We start from the raw sequence: 16,139 nt of genomic DNA, 5'->3' as shown, positions 1-16,139 counted from the left end.
CATGCAGGTGAGTGCTTCCCATCTCCAGGCCGCGATCCACCGCTACTGGCCCAACCTGGCCGAGGCGGCCGTCGCTCTGGAGGGCAGCGTCAGCCTGGTGCTGGACAGCCGCCGGGTGACCGAGGGTGATGTGTTCCTGGCCGTGCCTGGCGTGGCCGTCGACGGTCGCGATTTTCTCGCCGCCGCGCTGGACCGGGGCGCCGCCTGCGTGCTTTATCACCTCGATCGCAATGAGACGGTTCCCGAGCGGGCACGGGATCCCCGGGTGCTGGGCCTGCCCTTTCTGCGCCAGCGACTCGGCGAGCTGGGCCATGCGCTCTTCGCAGTGCCCGCTGAGCTGGAGCTGATCGGCGTGACCGGCACCAACGGCAAGAGCTCGGTCACCCACTATCTCGCCGAGCTGAGCACCGCCCTGGGCCGCGACGCCGGCGTGGTCGGCACCCTCGGGCATGGGCGGCCGGGCGCGCTGCGCGGTGGGGAGCTGACCACCCCGGGGCCGCTGATGCTGCAGGCGGCGCTCGGCGAGATGGCCGCCGCGGGGCTGCAGCGGGTGGCCATGGAGGTCTCCTCCCATGCCCTGGAGCAGGATCGCCTGGAGGGCTGCGAGGTGACCGCGGCGGTATTCACCAACCTCAGCCGCGATCATCTCGACTACCACGGCAGCATGGCCGCCTATGCCGCGGCCAAGGCGCGCCTGTTTCGCCGCTCGGAGCTCTCCCTGGCGGTGGTCAATGCCGACGACCCACTGGCAAAGCTGATGCTGGCCGGGGTGGCGCCGGGGGTGCGGGTGCTGGCGGTGGGGGATGACCCGGCGGCGACGCTGCGGGTGCTCGATTGGCAGGCGCAAGCGGACGGCCAGCTGGCCCTGGTCGCCACCCCCGAGGGGGAGATGCGCCTGGAGCTGCCGCTGCTCGGCCGCTTCAGCCTCGACAACCTGCTGCTGGCCATCGCCACCCTCTACGGGCTGGGGGAGCCGCTGCCCGCGCTGTTCGCCGCCGCCGAGCGGGTGTCGCCGGTGCCGGGGCGCCTGCAGCCGCTGATTCACCCGGGCTGTCCGGCGGTGATCGTCGATTACGCCCACACCCCCGATGCGCTGGAGAATGCCCTGCTGGCGCTGCGTGCCCACCTGCCCGGCGACGGCCGGCTGTGGTGTCTGTTCGGCTGTGGGGGCGAGCGCGATGCCGGCAAGCGGCCGCTGATGGCGGCGGCCGCCGAGCGCCATGCCGACTGCCTGGTGATCAGCGACGACAATCCCCGCGGCGAGGCCGCGGCGGCCATTCGCGACCAGATCCTGGCCGGGCTGTCGTCCGAGGGCCGGGCCCGGGCCTGGAACGTCGAGGGGCGGGCCGCGGCCATCGCCCGCACCCTTGCGGCCGCGGCGCCGGAGGACGCGGTGCTGATCGCCGGCAAGGGCCATGAGAGCTACCAGGAGATCGCTGGCGTGCGCCACGCCTTCTGCGATGCCGCCGAGGCTGAGCGTGTGCTGACCGACCGCGCGCAGGCGCGGCCATGAGCGGCGTCGGTCTGGAGACCCTCGCCGCCGTGGCCGAAGCGCTGGGCGTCTCGGCCGGGCTCCCCCCCGGCAGCGGCGACCTGGCGGTGGGCGAGATCGTCACCGATAGCCGCCGGCTGCGTCCCGGGGCGCTGTTCGTGGCGCTGGTCGGCGAGCGTTTCGACGGCCATGACTTCATCGGCGAGGCCCGCCAGGCCGGTGCCGTGGCGGCCGTAGTGGAGAGAAGAGTGGAGCGCCCGGCGGATGACCCATTGCCCCAGCTGGTGGTGCCGGATAGCCGGCTGGCGCTGGGGCTGCTGGGACGCGCGCGGCGCCGCGCCTGGGGGCGGCCGCTGGTGGCCGTGACCGGTAATAGCGGCAAGACCAGCGTCAAGGAGATCCTCGCCGCGCTGCTCGGTCGTTGCGGAACGACGCTCGCCACCCGCGGCAATCTCAACAACGATATCGGCGCGCCGTTGACGCTGCTGGCGCTGGGTGCCGAGCACCGCCAGGCGGTGGTGGAGCTGGGCGCCAACCACCTGGGCGAGATCGCCTGGACCACGGCCCTGGCCGAGCCGCAGGTGGCGGTGATCACCAACGTCACCGGTGCCCACGTCGGCGAGTTCGGAGGCATGGGCCGCATCGCCCAGGCCAAGGCAGAGATCCTCACCGGCCTGCCCGCCGATGGGGTGGCGGTGCTCAACCGCGACGATGCCTACTTCCCGCTCTGGTCGCGGCTGGCCGCGCCCCGGGAGGTGATCGATTTCGGGCTGGGCGGGGGCGCCAGGGTCGGCGCCACAGCGCTGGCCTGTGACGCCCTGGGACGCTATGCTTTCACGCTTGTCGTGGACGGGCGCGAGGCGGGCAGGGTGCAGCTCGCGCTGCTCGGCCGCCACAGCGTGGCCAACGCCCTGGCGGCGGCGGCGGCGGCCCTGGCCCTGGGGCTGCCGGCCGAGCGCCTGGCGGAGGGGCTCGCGGCGGCGCTGCCGATGCCGGGCCGGCTCAGCACCCTGGCCGGCGTCCGTGGCGCCCGCCTGCTGGACGATACCTATAATGCCAACCCCGGGGCGGTCAAGGCGGCGCTGGCGCTGCTTGCCGAACTGCCGGGGCCGCGCTGGTGCCTGCTGGGCGCTATGGGCGAATTGGGTGCGGCATCGGATCGGCTGCACGCCGAGGCCGGCCGCTACGCACGGGAACTGGGAATCGACGTGCTCGGCACTTGCGGGGCGCTGGCGCAGCCGGCCAGCGACGCCTTCGGGGAAGGCGGGTGCCATTTCAACGACCGCGAGGCGCTGACGCGCCATGTCCTGGACCAACTGCCTGCAGGGGCAAGCGTGCTGATCAAGGGCTCGCGCAGCGCCGGCATGGAACGGGTCGTGGCGGCGCTGAGCGCCGACGCATCAAGGTGAACGGAACACATGCTGCTTTTTCTGGCCGATTTTCTGGCGCAATTCCAGAGCGCCTTCAACGTCTTCAACTATCTGACCCTGCGCATGATCCTGGGCACCCTGACCGCTCTGCTGCTGTGCCTGTGGCTGGGCCCCTGGATGATTCGTCGGCTGGTCGAGCGCCAGATCGGCCAGGCGGTGCGCGACGACGGCCCCCAGTCCCACCTCTCCAAGGCCGGCACGCCGACCATGGGGGGGGCGATGATCCTCATGGCCATCGCCGTCAGCACCCTGCTGTGGGCCGATCTCGCCAACCACTATGTGTGGATCGTGCTCACTGTGACGCTCGGCTTTGGGGCGATCGGCTGGGTCGATGACTACCGCAAGGTGGTGGAGAAGAATCCCCGCGGCCTGCCGGCGCGCTGGAAGTATCTCTGGCAGTCGGTGATCGGGCTGCTGGCGGCGGTGGTGCTCTATGCGACCGCCGGCAACCCGGTGGAGACCAGCCTGATCGTGCCGCTGTTCAAGGACATCGTGCTGCCGCTGGGCGTGTTCTACATCGTGCTTACCTACCTGGTGATCGTCGGCAGCTCCAACGCGGTGAATCTCACCGATGGCCTCGACGGCCTGGCCATCATGCCCACGGTGATGGTGGCCATGGGCCTGGCGGTGTTCGCCTACGCCAGCGGCAACGCCGTCTTCGCCAACTATCTGCAGATTCCCAACATCGTCGGCGCGGGCGAGCTCGCCGTGTTCTGCGCGACCATCGCCGGCGCCGGCCTGGGCTTTCTGTGGTTCAACACCTATCCGGCCCAGGTGTTCATGGGCGACGTGGGGGCCCTGGCCCTGGGCGCCGCACTCGGCGTGGTGGCGGTGATCGTGCGCCAGGAGATCGTGCTGTTCATCATGGGCGGAATCTTCGTCATGGAGACCATCTCGGTGATCCTCCAGGTGGGCTCCTACAAGCTGACCGGACGACGGATCTTCCGCATGGCGCCGCTGCATCACCACTACGAACTCAAGGGCTGGCCGGAGCCGCGGGTCATCGTGCGCTTCTGGATCATCACCGTGGTGCTGGTGCTGGTCGGCCTGGCCACACTCAAGGTGCGCTGAGCGCGTTCGGCGAGGCGCGTCGATGCCGTCCACAGGAGATGCGATGATCAAGGTGCCGAAGGGAACCACGCTGGTGGTCGGGCTCGGGGTCTCGGGCCGGGCCATCTGCCGACACCTGAGCCGCCTGGGGGTTCGCTACATGGTGGCCGATACCCGCGCGGTGCCGCCGGGGGTCGATGATTTCCACGCCGCCCATCCCGGGGTGGCCATCCACTGTGGCTCGCTGACGGGGCTCGATCTCAGCGAGGTGGAGGAGGTGGTGCTTAGCCCGGGCATCGACCCGCGCACGCCGGGGCTGAACGCCCTGGCCGGCCGGCGGCGCGAGGCCACCGGCGAGCCGCTGGTGGTGGGCGAGATCGCGCTCTTCGTGCGCGCCTGCCATGCCCCCATCGCGGCGATCACCGGTTCCAATGCCAAGTCCACGGTGACCACCCTGCTCGGCGAGATGGCCCGTGAGGCGGGGCGGCGCGTCGCCGTGGGCGGCAACCTCGGTACCCCGGCGCTGGACCTGCTCGCCGACCAGCCGGATGCCGATTTCTACGTGCTCGAGCTCTCCAGCTTCCAGCTCGAGACCACTCCCAGGCTGGGTGCCGAGACCGCCGCCTTTCTCAACCTGTCCGAGGATCACCTGGACCGCCACGGCGACATGGCCGGCTACCGCGCCGCCAAGTTGGGCATCTTTCGCGGCGCCCACCACGGCGTGGTCAACGCCGAGGATCCCATGACCTGGCCCGAGTGGCGCCTGCCGGCCCAGGACAGCTTCACCACCCAGGCGCCCGACTGCGGGGAGTGGGGCATCGCCCGGCGCGAGGGGCGCGACTGGCTGATGCACGGCGAGACGCCGCTGATGCCCGCCGACGAGGTGCGCCTGGCCGGGCGCCACAACCAGGCCAATGCCCTGGCGGCGCTGGCCATGGGCACGCGGCTGGCGCTGCCCCGGGAGGCCATGTGCCGGGTGCTGCGCCGCTTCGCCGGCCTGCCGCATCGCGGCGAGCTGGTGGCCGAGATCGAGGGGGTCCGCTGGATCAACGACTCCAAGGGCACCAACGTGGGGGCCACCCTGGCCGCCATTGCCGGGCTGGGCCCGGCACTGAGCGGGCGCCTGATCCTGCTCGCCGGGGGCGTGGGCAAGGGGGCCGACTTTCGGCCGCTGGCCGAGCCGCTGAGTCGCTTCGGCCGCGAGGCGATCCTGTTCGGCCTGGACGGGGAGCGACTGGCCCGCGCCCTGCGCGACCGGCTGCCGTTGACCCAGGTCGACGACCTGGAGGCCGCCATGGAGCGCGCCTGGGAGATCGCCGAGCCCGGCGACTGCGTGCTGCTGTCACCGGCCTGCGCCAGTCTCGACCAGTTCGCCAACTACCAGGAGCGCGGCGAGGTGTTCCGGCGCTGGGTCACCCGGCAAGCGGCGGAGGTGCAGGCATGAAGCGCCTCGCGGCTCTCCGCCAGCGGCTGTCGACCCGCGACCAGCCCTACGATGGCTGGCTGCTGTTTGCCGCCCTGGCGCTGATGCTGATCGGCTGGGTCATGGTCACCTCGGCGTCCACCGAGGTGGCGGCCGGTCTCACCGGCAACCCCTGGTACTTCAGCCAGCGCCATACGCTGTTCATGGGCGTGGCGCTGCTGGCCGCGGCGGTGACCCTGCGCGTGCCGCTGGCCTGGTGGCGGGCCAACGGGCCTTTGCTGCTGCTGGTTGGCATCGCGCTGCTGGGGCTGGTGCTGCTGGTGGGTCGCGAGGTCAACGGCAGCAAGCGCTGGCTGTCGATTCCCGGCATTCCATTCAACCTGCAGGCCTCGGAAGTCGCCAAGCTGTGCCTGATCGCCTACATGGCGGGCTACCTGGAGCGTTTCCTGCCCCAGGTGAGGCGCCAGTGGGGCGCCTTCCTGCGCCCGCTGCTGGTGGTGGGGCTGATCGCCGTGCTGCTGATTCTGGCGCCCGACTACGGCGCCGCGGTGGTCATGGTGGGCTGCGTGATGGGCATGCTGCTGATGGCCGGCGCGCCCTGGGGGCGTTTCGTGCTGATCCTCGGCGCGGTGGGGCTGCTGGGCTTCTATGTGGCGATCGCCGAGCCCTATCGCCTGGCGCGTCTGACCAGCTTCGCCGACCCCTGGGCGGACCAGTTTGCCAGCGGCTATCAGCTGACCCAGGCCTTGATCGCCTATGGCCGCGGGCACTGGCTGGGGATGGGGCTCGGCAACAGCGTTCAGAAGCTCTTCTATCTGCCGGAGGCGCATACCGATTTCGTCTTCGCGGTGCTGGCCGAGGAGCTGGGACTGTTCGGCGCGGTCGGCGTGGTCGGGCTGTTCGGCCTGCTGATCTATCGGGCCATGGCGGTGGGGCGGCGCGCCGAGCTGGCGGGCCTCGCCTTCGCCGCCTACCTCAGCTACGGCATCGCCCTGGTGGTCGGGGCTCAGGCCTTCATCAACATCGCCGTGAGCACCGGGATGCTGCCGACCAAGGGGTTGACCCTGCCGCTGCTCAGCTACGGCGGTTCCAGCCTGCTGATCAGCGCGGTGATGATGGCGCTGCTGCTGCGGGCCGATATCGAAACCCGCCGGGCCGTGCGACGCTCAAGCCCGGTCGCCCCGAGAGCCTCGCACGGCGCGCGCCTGGGGGAACAAGGAGTGAGCAAGTGAGCAAGGACGAGACCCGACGCGCCCTGATCATGGCCGGCGGCACCGGGGGGCACGTGATCCCGGCCCTCTCCCTGGCCCGGGGGCTCCAGGAGCAGGGCGTCGAGGTACACTGGCTGGGCAGCCCGCGGGGCATCGAGAACCGCCTGGTGCCCGAGGCCGATATTCCGCTGCACCGTATCGCCGTGAGCGGGCTGCGCGGCAACGGCCTGGCGGGCTGGCTGTCGGCCCCCTTCAACTTGACCCGGGCGGTGTGGCAGGCGAGGGCGATCATTCGCCGCCTCGACCCGGCACTGGTGGTGGGGATGGGCGGCTTCGCCAGCGGCCCCGGCGGGCTTGCCGCCTGGCTGTTGCGCCGGCCGCTGCTGATCCACGAGCAGAACGCCGTGGCCGGGCTGACCAACCGGGTGCTGGCTCGGCTGGCGCGGCGCGTCTATGCCGCCTTTCCCCAGGCCTTTGCCGGGCGCGGCGAGGTGGTGGGCAATCCGGTGCGCGAGGCGATCGCCGCCCTGGGCGAGTCGCCCCGGGAGGTCGATGCCATGCGCGGACGTCGCCTGCGCCTGCTGGTGGTGGGCGGCTCGCTGGGCGCCCTGGCGCTCAATCAACGGCTGCCCGAGGCATTGGCGGCGCTGCCGCCGGAGAGCCGCCCCGAGGTACGCCACCAGGCCGGCCGCGACAAGGATGCCGCCACCCGGGAGGGCTACCGCCAGCACGGCGTCGACGCCGAGGTGAGCGCTTTCATCGATGATATGGCGGCGGCCTATGGCTGGGCCGACCTGGTGGTGTGCCGGGCCGGCGCCCTGACCGTAGCCGAGCTGGCCGCGGCGGCCAAGCCGGCTCTGTTCGTGCCCTTCCCCCATGCGGTGGACGACCACCAGACCGCCAACGCCCGCGCCCTGGTGGCGGCGGGGGCGGCGGATCTGCTGCCGCAGCACGACATGACCGCAGCGCGGCTGGCCGAGCGCCTGACGGCGCTGCTCAACCCCGACACTCTCGCCGCCATGGCGGCGCACGCCCGCGGGTGTGCGCACCTCGACGCCGTCGAGCGCCTGGTGGCCGGCTGCATGGAGACAGCGCGTGAGCGATAGCACTCTGGGACCGGTCCCCGGTCAGGCAACGCCACCCCGGCATGGGCGTGGCCTGGGCATGCGCCGTATCCGGCGCATTCACTTCGTGGGTATCGGCGGGGCCGGGATGTGCGGCATCGCCGAGGTGCTGGCCAACCAGGGCTACGAGGTCAGCGGCAGCGACCTCAAGGCCTCGCCGGTGGTGGCTCGGCTGCGCGAGAAGGGCATCCGGGTGGCCATCGGCCACGCTGCCGAGAACGTGGTCGACGCCGACGTGGTGGTGGTCTCCACCGCCGTGGACGAGGGCAACCCGGAGATTCGCTGGGCCCACGAGCATCGCGTGCCGGTGGTGCGCCGCGCCGAGATGCTCGCCGAGCTGATGCGCTTTCGCCACGGCATCGCCGTGGCCGGCACCCACGGCAAGACCACCACCACCAGCCTGACCGCCACCCTGCTTGGCGAGGGCGGGCTGGACCCGACCTTCGTGATCGGCGGCCGACTCACCAGCGCCGGCACCAATGCGCGGCTGGGGGAGGGCGACTACCTGGTGGCCGAGGCCGACGAGTCCGACGCTTCCTTCCTGCACCTGCAGCCGATGGTCTCGATCGTCACCAATATCGATGCCGACCACATGAGCACCTACGGCGGCGATTTCGAGCGGCTCAAGGGCACCTTCATCGAGTTCCTGCACAACCTGCCGTTCTACGGTCTGGCGATCCTGTGCATCGATGACGACCATGTCCGCGGCCTGCTGGAACGGGTACACCGCCAGTTCGTCACCTACGGCTTCAGCGAGGATGCCGACTACCGGATCAGCGACTTCGTCCAGGAGGCCGGCGAGGTGCGCTTCACCGCGCAGCGGCCCGACGGGCTCGCGCCGCTGGCGGTGCGCCTGGCGATGCCGGGGCGCCACAACGCCCTCAATGCCCTCGCCGCCATCGTCGTCGCCACCGATGCCGGGGTCGACGATGCCGCCATCCTGCGTGGCCTGGCGGGGTTCGCCGGTGTGGGGCGCCGCTTTCAGGTCCACGGCCACTTCCCGTCGCCCAGCGGCGATGGCGAGGTGATGCTGGTGGACGACTATGGCCACCATCCGCGCGAGGTGGAGATGGTGATCAAGGCGGTGCGCGCCGGCTGGCCCGAGCGGCGACTGGTGATGGTCTATCAGCCCCATCGCTATTCGCGTACCCGCGATCTCTACGAGGACTTCGTGCGAGTGCTCGCCGAGGTGGACACTCTGCTGCTGCTGGACGTCTACAGCGCCGGCGAGGCGCCGATCCCCGGGGCGGACGGGCGCACCCTGGCCGGCTCGATCCGCCAGCGCGGCGAGCTCGACCCCATCTTCGTGCAGCACAAGTCGGAGCTGCCCGGCCTGCTGGCACGGGTGCTGCGCCCCGACGATATTCTGATCACCCAGGGGGCCGGCGACGTGGGTGGTATCGCCCTCGGCCTGGCCTCCAGTCAACTGAAGCTCGACGAGGTGAGGCTATGACGGTTTCGGCACAGGGACGGGTGGTGGTGCTCTACGGGGGGCACTCCGCCGAGCGCGAAGTGTCGCTGAAGAGCGGCGCGGCGGTGCTCGCCGCGCTGCGCCGTGGTGGGGTCGATGCCTCGGGCTACGATCCCGCCACGGCCGGGTTGACTGGCCTCGAGGCCCTCGCCCCCGACCGGGTCTTCGTGGCGCTGCACGGGCGCGGCGGCGAGGACGGCACCCTGCAGGGCGCCCTCGAACTTCTGGGCATCCCCTACACCGGCAGCGGCGTGCTGGCCTCGGCGCTGGGCATGGACAAACAGCGCACCAAGCAGATCTGGCAGGCGGTGGGGCTGCCCACCCCCGAATCGCTGATGCTCGACGCCGCTGCCGACTGGGATGCGGTGGTGGCGCGGCTGGGGCTGCCGCTGATCGTCAAACCGGTGCATGAAGGCTCGACCCTGGGCATCAGTATCGTCGACAGCCGCGCCTCGTTGGAGGCGGCCTACCGTGAGGCGGCGCGCTTCGATGCGCGGGTCATGGCCGAGCGCTATATCCAGGGCGAGGAGTATACGGTGTCGCTGCTCGGCGACGCGGTGCTGCCGGCGATTCGCGTCGAGGTGCCGGGCGGTTTCTACGACTACCAGGCCAAGTATGTCGCCAACGACACCCTCTATCATCTGCCCTGCGGGCTGTCCGAGGCCGACGAGGCGGCGCTTGGCGAGCTGTGCCGGCGGGCCTTCGAGGCCGTGGGCGGCGAGGGCTGGGGGCGCGTGGACGTGATGCGCGACGGCGACGGCCGCTTCTGGTTGATCGAGGTCAATACCGTGCCGGGCATGACCGACCATAGCCTCGTTCCCCAGGCCGCGGCCCACGCCGGGATCGATTTCGACACCCTGGTGCTGCGCATTCTCGCCTCGGCCGGGCTGGAGTCGGCACGGCAGTCGAGCCGGGCATGACCGGCCGCGGTTCGCTGCTGGGGGTGCTGCTGCTGGGGATCCTGCTGCTGGCCGGCGGCCGGGCGCTGTGGTTGTGGCTGGACCGCCCCATCGAGCGGGTCTCGATCAGCGGTGAGCTGAGCCATGTGACCGCCGACTACCTGCGCGAGCAGCTGGCCCCGCTGGTGCGCGACGAGACCTGGCTGTCGGCGGATCTCCCGGCGCTGCGTCGTCGGGCGCGCGAGATCGGCTGGCTGGCGGAGGTGCGCCTCGCCCGGGAATGGCCCTATGCGCTGAGCTTCGAGCTGGTGGAGCAGGTCCCGGTGGCGCGCTGGAACGATGATTACCTGCTCAATCCCGACGGGGAGCCCTTCGCCTTCGCCCCGGTGTCGCCGCCCGGCGACCTGCCGGATCTGGCCGGCCCGGCCGACAGCGGGGCTGAAGTGCTGGCCTACCATGATCGCCTGGTGCCGCACTTCGCGGCCCTGGGGCTTGAGATCACCCAGCTAAGGCTGGAGCCGCGCGGGGCCTGGCGCTTCCAGCTCGACGACGGGGTCTGGGTGATGCTGGGTCGCAACGATCGCCAGGCGCGCCTGGCGAGGCTGGCAGCCGCCTGGGAGCGCGAGCTGGGGTCCCGCGCGTCGCATATTCGCTACATCGATTTGCGTTATCCCAATGGCGTCGCCGTGGCCTGGCACGGTGAAACCGAGGTCGAGGCAGAGAATAGTGAATAAGGTGATTTCTGGCGCCTGTCCAGGCAGCAAGCGGGCTCGCGGTGTTCCTTTTAGGGACATTTCCCCGTATCGTGAACTCTGTTTTTCCCATTGGACTGGTGGTCCAACGCTAGTTGTTCCTATAATGGTCGCTACGGCCATTTGCATGCTTAATGGACTTTCCAGCGGGTCAAGTTTTAGGAGATACCCCGGCTCATGGCAGTCACTTCCAACGCATCCGGCATGGTAGTCGGGCTGGATATCGGAACATCCAAGGTGGTGGCGATCGTCGGCCAGCCGACCGATGACGGCGGCATCGAGATTGCCGGCATCGGCTCACACCCTTCGCGCGGCATGAAAAAGGGTGTCGTCATCAATATCGAGTCCACGGTTCAGTCCATTCAGCGTGCCGTGGAAGAGGCCGAGCTGATGGCCGGCTGTGACATCCACTCCGTTTACGTGGGTGTCGCCGGCAGTCATATCAGCTCGATGAACTCCGACGGCGTGGTGGCCATCAAGGAGCGCGAGGTCACCCCCTCCGACATCGACCGGGTCATCGACTCGGCGCGTGCCCGGGCCATCTCCGAGGGTCAGCGGGTGCTGCATGTGCTGCCTCAGGAGTACTCCATCGATACCCAGGGCGGCATTCGCGAGCCGCTGGGCATGTCCGGCGTGCGTCTCGAGGCGCGCGTGCATCTGGTCACGGCCGCGCTCAATGCGGTGCAGAACATCGACAAGTGCGTGCGCCGCTGCGGTCTTGAGGTCGACGCCATCATCCTCGAGCAGCTGGCCTCCAGCATGGCGGTGCTCACCGAGGACGAGCGCGAACTGGGCGTGTGCATGGTGGATATCGGCGGCGGCACCACCGATATCGCCGTGTTCACCGAAGGGGCCATTCGCCACACGGCGGTGATTCCCATCGCCGGCGACCAGGTCACCAACGACATCGCCATGGCGCTGCGCACTCCGACCCAGCACGCCGAGGAGATCAAGGTCAAGTATGCCTGCGCGCTGACCCAGCTGGCCGCCAGCGACGAGATGATCAAGGTGCCCAGCGTCGGTGACCGGCCGTCACGCGACCTGTCGCGCCAGTCGCTGGCCGAGGTGGTCGAGCCCCGCTACGAGGAGCTGTTTACCCTGGTGCGGGACGAACTGCGGCGTAGCGGCTACGAGGATCTGGTGGCGGCGGGAGTGGTATTGACCGGCGGTACCTCGCGCATGGAGGGTGTGGTGGAGCTGGCAGAGGAGATCTTCCATATGCCGGTACGCATCGCCTGCCCCCACAACGTTCGGGGGCTCGCCGACGTGGTGCGCAATCCGATTTATTCCACCGGCGTCGGTTTGCTACATTACGCCCTGCAGGAGGCCCGTCAGGGGCATGGTCGAGAGGGCAGAGTGGTGACGGCGCAACCCAGGCGTAACGACGTCTCCCAGCGCGGAATCCAGGAGGCGATTCCGGCGTTGGCAAAAATCAAGGGCTGGTTCAAAGGAAATTTCTGACAGGGCCGCGGCGCGGTCCAGGAGACGGGGCTTATGTTCGAACTGGTAGATAGCGCACCCTCGAGCAGTGCGGTCATCAAGGTCGTCGGCGTGGGCGGCGGCGGCGGCAATGCCGTCAACCACATGGTGGAAAGCAACATCGAGGGCGTGGAGTTCATCTGCGCCAATACCGATGCCCAGGCGCTCAAGCGGGTGTCGGCCAAGACCGTGCTCCAGCTCGGCAACGAGATCACCAAAGGACTTGGCGCCGGGGCCAGCCCCGAGGTGGGGCGCCAGGCGGCCATGGAGGATCGCGACCGCATCGCCGAGCTGATCAGCGGCGCCGACATGGTGTTCATCACTGCCGGCATGGGGGGTGGCACCGGCACCGGCGGTGCGCCGGTGGTGGCGCAGGTGGCCAAGGAGCTGGGCATCCTCACCGTGGCGGTGGTCACGCGGCCTTTCCCGTTCGAGGGGCCCAAGCGCATGCGGGTCGCCGAAGAGGGCATGAAGGAGCTCTCCGAGCACGTCGACTCCCTGATCACCATTCCCAACGAGAAGCTGCTCTCGGTGCTGGGCAAGAATGCGAGCCTGCTCACCGCCTTCAGCGCCGCCAATGATGTGCTGCTGGGTGCCGTTCAGGGCATTGCCGAACTGATCACCAGCCCCGGGATCATCAACGTCGACTTCGCCGATGTGCGCACCGTGATGTCCGAAATGGGCATGGCGATGATGGGCACCGGCGGCGCTACCGGCGAGAACCGTGCCCGTGAGGCCGCCGAAAAGGCGATCCGCAGCCCGCTGCTCGAGGATATCGACCTCCACGGCGCTCGCGGTATCCTGGTGAACATCACCGCCGGCCCCGACCTCTCCATCGGCGAGTTCAACGACGTGGGGGCCACCGTTCAGGAATTCGCCTCCCAGGACGCCACCATCGTGGTGGGTACGTCGATCGACATGGAGATGTCTGACGAGCTGCGCGTCACCGTGGTCGCCGCCGGCCTGGAAGGGCAGGCGCAGAAGTGCGCCGGCCGGGAGACGGCCAAGCGCACTGAAGGCGGCGAGTATCGCAGTCGGATGCAGCAGCCGGCCGCGGTGCGCCAGCAGTCGGCAGCGGCCAAGGCCGAGCCCCAGGAGGCGGCCAAACCGCAGCCGGAGAAGCGTCGTTCGCCACAGGAGATGGACGACTATCTCGACATCCCGGCCTTCCTGCGACGTCAGGCCGATTGAGTGTGGCTATTCGGTGAATAGGCAAGGCCAGGAGATGTTTTTTTGTTGAAACGCGCGTTCGGTGTTATAGTGAACGGTGTTTGATAACTTACAACCGCCTGGCCACTTCCCATGATCAGACAACGCACTCTGCAGAATACCATTCGCGCCACTGGCGTCGGTCTTCACTCCGGCAAGAAGGTCTATCTGGCGCTGCGTCCGGCGCCGGTGGACACCGGCATCGTCTTCGTACGTACCGACCTTGACCCCGAGGTGCAGGTGCCGGCGAGCGCCGCCCTGGTCACCGACACCACCCTGTGTACCGCGCTCTCCCTGAACGGCGTCAAGGTAGCCACCGTGGAACACCTGATGTCGGCGCTGGCGGGCCTGGGTATCGACAACGCCTACGTGGATGTCAGCGCGCCCGAGGTGCCGATCATGGACGGCAGCGCCGGGCCCTTCGTGTTCCTGATCCAGTCGGCGGGCATCGCCGAGCAGGAAGCGCCCAAGAAGTTTATTCGCATCAAGCGGGAAGTGGCGGTCGCTGAAGAGGACAAGGAGGCGCGCTTCCTGCCCCATCAGGGCTTCAAGGTCTCGTTCTCCATCGAGTTCGACCATCCGGTGTTTGAGGGACAGAAGCAGACCGCGGTGGTCGATTTCTCCACCACCTCCTTCGTCAAGGAGGTCTCCCGGGCCCGCACCTTCGGTTTCATGCGCGACCTCGAGCACCTGCGTGCCAACAACCTGGCGCTGGGCGGCAGCCTGGACAACGCCATCGTGATCGACGACTACCGTATCGTCAACGAGGGTGGTCTGCGCTATGACGACGAGTTCGTCAAGCACAAGGTCCTGGACGCCATCGGTGACCTCTATCAGCTGGGATACAGCCTGATCGGCGAGTTCCGTGGGGTGAAGTCCGGCCATGCGCTGAACAATCGGCTGTGCCGTGAGCTGCTCGCTCAACCGGATGCCTACGAGATCGTCACCTTCGAGGATGAACGGCAGGTGGCGCCCATCTCCTACGCCGCCCCCGCCATGGCCTAGGCATACCGCGCACCCCGCTTGATTGCTTGCCGCCCTCCCAGGAGGGCGGCATTTTCATCTGCAAGCCGAACGAAGGTTTATCGAAACCAGCCTTTCATCACCTCGGTGATCCGGCGCATGTCCGCGTCGTCGGTGATGTAGGCCGGCATGGTGTAGAGCCAGCGGTCGATGGGGCGCAGCCAGACGCCCTGTTCGCGGGCCCAGGCGCCTACGCCGGTGAGGATGTCGGCGCTGCGGGTCTCGATCACCGCGGTGGCGCCCAGCACGCGCACGTCCGTTACCGCGGGGTGGGCGGTCAGGTCCGGGTCGTCGAGCAGTTCCTCGCGGAGCACCCCGTTGAGCCGGGCGATCTTGCCCAGGTAGTCCTCTTCCTCGAACACCGCCAGGCTCTCCATCGCGACCCGGCAGGCCAGCGGGTTGCCCATGAAGGTGGGGCCGTGCATAAAGGCGTGCTCGGGAGTGTCGCCGATGAAGGCGTCGTGCACCCGGTCGGTGGCGAGCGTCGCCGCATGGCCCAGGTAGCCGCCGGTGAGGCCCTTGGAGAGCACCATGATATCCGGCGTCACCGCGGCGTGGTCGGCGGCGAAGAGTTTGCCGGTGCGGCCGAAGCCGGTGGCTACCTCGTCGAAGACCAGCAGCACGTCGAACTCGTCGCACAGCGCTCGCGCTCCCTGTAGATAGTGGGGCGAGGTCATGTTGAGCCCGCCGGCGGCCTGCAGCAGCGGCTCCATCAAGAGCGCGGCGATCTCCTCATGGTGGCGCTCCAGCACCGCGCGCAGGGCGGCCAGGTCTTGCTCCACCGCCTCGGGCGGCGCATCGAAGGGGGCGGTGGGTGCCGGGGCGAAGTGGTGGCGGGGCAGATAGCCGGAGAACAGCGAGTGCATGCCCTCTTCGGGGTCGCAGACGGCCATACAGCCGGCGGTGTCGCCGTGATAGGCCTTCATCAGCGACAGCAGGCGATGCTTGGCGGGCCTGCCGCGCAGCTGGTGGTACTGCACCGCCATCTTCATCGCCACCTCCATGCCCACCGAGCCGCTGTCGGAGTAGAAGACATGATCGAGGCCCTCCGGCGTGACGCGAACCAGCTCTCGGGCCAGGCGGTCGGCGGGCTCGTGGGTCAGGCCGCCGAGCATCACATGACAGAGCTCATCGGCCTGCCGCTGGATCGCTTTGACCAGTCGCGGATGTCGGTAGCCGTGGATCATGCACCACCAGGAGCAGGTGGCGTCGAGCAGCGACTCGCCGCTCTCCAGGGTGAAGCGTGGCCCTTCACCACCGACCACCTTGGGTGCCGGCGACTGGGTCTTGAGATGGGCATAGGGGTGCCAGACGGGGGACGTCATGGGGCCTCCGTTGGGTAACGATGGGTGGGGTGGTGGGGCTGGCGCTGCCAGAGACGCAGCGGGCACGGCAAGGCGCCGCGACTCGGCGTAGAAACGCACGGGCGCGCGAAGGCAGCAAAAGCGGTCAGCGAAGCGACAACGAGATGGTGCGGATGGGGAGACTTGAACTCCCACGCCCGAAGGCACCAGAACCTAAATCTGGCGTGTCTACCAATTCCACCACATCCGCACGAACGGGCAGGCGTCCACAT

Annotated in this window: 13 protein-coding genes and 1 tRNA gene; 12 read left to right on the top strand and 2 right to left on the bottom strand. The window is 69.1% G+C overall.

Annotated features, from left to right (window positions below; translation table 11 throughout):
• Position 1: 1 nt before the first annotated feature.
• From HOP52_RS01375 to lpxC, 12 genes are all read left to right on the top strand, one after another.
• Positions 2–1,513: a UDP-N-acetylmuramoyl-L-alanyl-D-glutamate--2,6-diaminopimelate ligase gene (locus HOP52_RS01375; protein WP_238975207.1), complete on the top strand. Its 1,512-nt coding sequence runs from the start codon at positions 2–4 to the stop codon at positions 1,511–1,513.
• Entirely contained in the window at positions 1,510–2,901 is a 1,392-nt protein-coding gene (locus HOP52_RS01370) for a UDP-N-acetylmuramoyl-tripeptide--D-alanyl-D-alanine ligase (protein WP_238975205.1), read from the top strand. Before HOP52_RS01375 ends, HOP52_RS01370 begins: the two co-directional genes overlap by 4 nt.
• Before the next feature lie 9 nt (positions 2,902–2,910).
• Positions 2,911–3,993, top strand: coding sequence for a phospho-N-acetylmuramoyl-pentapeptide-transferase (gene mraY / locus HOP52_RS01365; protein WP_238975203.1), 1,083 nt, complete (start codon positions 2,911–2,913; stop codon positions 3,991–3,993).
• A gap of 43 nt (positions 3,994–4,036) precedes the next feature.
• Positions 4,037–5,416 carry a UDP-N-acetylmuramoyl-L-alanine--D-glutamate ligase gene (gene murD, locus HOP52_RS01360; protein ID WP_238975201.1) on the top strand — a complete coding sequence of 460 codons (1,380 nt, stop codon included), beginning with the start codon at positions 4,037–4,039 and terminating at the stop codon, positions 5,414–5,416.
• Positions 5,413–6,627 (top strand): putative lipid II flippase FtsW, encoded by a 1,215-nt coding sequence (gene ftsW, locus HOP52_RS01355; RefSeq protein ID WP_238975199.1) that lies wholly within the window; start codon positions 5,413–5,415, stop codon positions 6,625–6,627. Before murD ends, ftsW begins: the two co-directional genes overlap by 4 nt.
• Before the next feature lie 29 nt (positions 6,628–6,656).
• Positions 6,657–7,712: an undecaprenyldiphospho-muramoylpentapeptide beta-N-acetylglucosaminyltransferase gene (gene murG, locus HOP52_RS01350; protein ID WP_275298035.1), complete on the top strand. Its 1,056-nt coding sequence runs from the start codon at positions 6,657–6,659 to the stop codon at positions 7,710–7,712.
• A 58-nt stretch (positions 7,713–7,770) separates the two neighbouring features.
• The gene (gene murC, locus HOP52_RS01345) at positions 7,771–9,183 is read left to right on the top strand and encodes a UDP-N-acetylmuramate--L-alanine ligase (RefSeq protein ID WP_238975424.1); all 1,413 of its coding nucleotides are present in this window, start codon (positions 7,771–7,773) and stop codon (positions 9,181–9,183) included.
• On the top strand, positions 9,180–10,121 hold the full coding sequence (locus tag HOP52_RS01340) for a D-alanine--D-alanine ligase (protein ID WP_238975192.1): 942 nt from the start codon (positions 9,180–9,182) through the stop codon (positions 10,119–10,121). The genes murC and HOP52_RS01340 overlap by 4 nt, the downstream gene beginning before the upstream one ends.
• On the top strand, positions 10,118–10,834 hold the full coding sequence (locus HOP52_RS01335; protein ID WP_238975190.1) for a cell division protein FtsQ/DivIB: 717 nt from the start codon (positions 10,118–10,120) through the stop codon (positions 10,832–10,834). The genes HOP52_RS01340 and HOP52_RS01335 overlap by 4 nt, the downstream gene beginning before the upstream one ends.
• Before the next feature lie 195 nt (positions 10,835–11,029).
• A complete protein-coding gene (gene ftsA / locus HOP52_RS01330; protein ID WP_238975187.1) occupies positions 11,030–12,313 on the top strand; it encodes a cell division protein FtsA in 1,284 nt (427 codons plus the stop codon).
• Between the two features lie 33 nt (positions 12,314–12,346).
• Positions 12,347–13,522: a cell division protein FtsZ gene (gene ftsZ / locus HOP52_RS01325; protein ID WP_238975185.1), complete on the top strand. Its 1,176-nt coding sequence runs from the start codon at positions 12,347–12,349 to the stop codon at positions 13,520–13,522.
• 111 nt (positions 13,523–13,633) lie between these two features.
• On the top strand, positions 13,634–14,545 hold the full coding sequence (gene lpxC, locus HOP52_RS01320) for a UDP-3-O-acyl-N-acetylglucosamine deacetylase (protein WP_238975183.1): 912 nt from the start codon (positions 13,634–13,636) through the stop codon (positions 14,543–14,545).
• Positions 14,546–14,622: 77 nt separating this feature from the next.
• Here lpxC and bioA read toward each other — a convergent pair whose 3' ends face one another.
• Together bioA and HOP52_RS01310 are read right to left on the bottom strand one after the other, a co-directional pair.
• Complete coding sequence (gene bioA / locus HOP52_RS01315; protein ID WP_238975181.1) at positions 14,623–15,888, bottom strand: adenosylmethionine--8-amino-7-oxononanoate transaminase; 1,266 nt, start codon at positions 15,886–15,888, stop codon at positions 14,623–14,625.
• A gap of 144 nt (positions 15,889–16,032) precedes the next feature.
• Positions 16,033–16,117, bottom strand: a tRNA-Leu gene (locus HOP52_RS01310).
• Positions 16,118–16,139: the final 22 nt, after the last annotated feature.

This window comes from Billgrantia campisalis (assembly GCF_022341425.1).
GTDB classification, from domain to species: Bacteria; Pseudomonadota; Gammaproteobacteria; order Pseudomonadales; family Halomonadaceae; genus Halomonas; species Halomonas campisalis.
The sequence above is the reverse complement of the archived record's forward strand: the minus strand, read 5'-3'. Positions and strand labels throughout refer to the sequence as shown.

Coding starts and splice junctions, on each gene's coding strand:
- HOP52_RS01375 (WP_238975207.1), top strand. CDS start 2: ATGCAGGTGAGTGCTTCCCATCTCCAGGCCGCGATCCACCGCTACTGG.
- HOP52_RS01370 (WP_238975205.1), top strand. CDS start 1,510: ATGAGCGGCGTCGGTCTGGAGACCCTCGCCGCCGTGGCCGAAGCGCTG.
- mraY (WP_238975203.1), top strand. CDS start 2,911: ATGCTGCTTTTTCTGGCCGATTTTCTGGCGCAATTCCAGAGCGCCTTC.
- murD (WP_238975201.1), top strand. CDS start 4,037: ATGATCAAGGTGCCGAAGGGAACCACGCTGGTGGTCGGGCTCGGGGTC.
- ftsW (WP_238975199.1), top strand. CDS start 5,413: ATGAAGCGCCTCGCGGCTCTCCGCCAGCGGCTGTCGACCCGCGACCAG.
- murG (WP_275298035.1), top strand. CDS start 6,657: ATGGCCGGCGGCACCGGGGGGCACGTGATCCCGGCCCTCTCCCTGGCC.
- murC (WP_238975424.1), top strand. CDS start 7,771: ATGCGCCGTATCCGGCGCATTCACTTCGTGGGTATCGGCGGGGCCGGG.
- HOP52_RS01340 (WP_238975192.1), top strand. CDS start 9,180: ATGACGGTTTCGGCACAGGGACGGGTGGTGGTGCTCTACGGGGGGCAC.
- HOP52_RS01335 (WP_238975190.1), top strand. CDS start 10,118: ATGACCGGCCGCGGTTCGCTGCTGGGGGTGCTGCTGCTGGGGATCCTG.
- ftsA (WP_238975187.1), top strand. CDS start 11,030: ATGGCAGTCACTTCCAACGCATCCGGCATGGTAGTCGGGCTGGATATC.
- ftsZ (WP_238975185.1), top strand. CDS start 12,347: ATGTTCGAACTGGTAGATAGCGCACCCTCGAGCAGTGCGGTCATCAAG.
- lpxC (WP_238975183.1), top strand. CDS start 13,634: ATGATCAGACAACGCACTCTGCAGAATACCATTCGCGCCACTGGCGTC.
- bioA (WP_238975181.1), bottom strand. CDS start 15,888: ATGACGTCCCCCGTCTGGCACCCCTATGCCCATCTCAAGACCCAGTCG.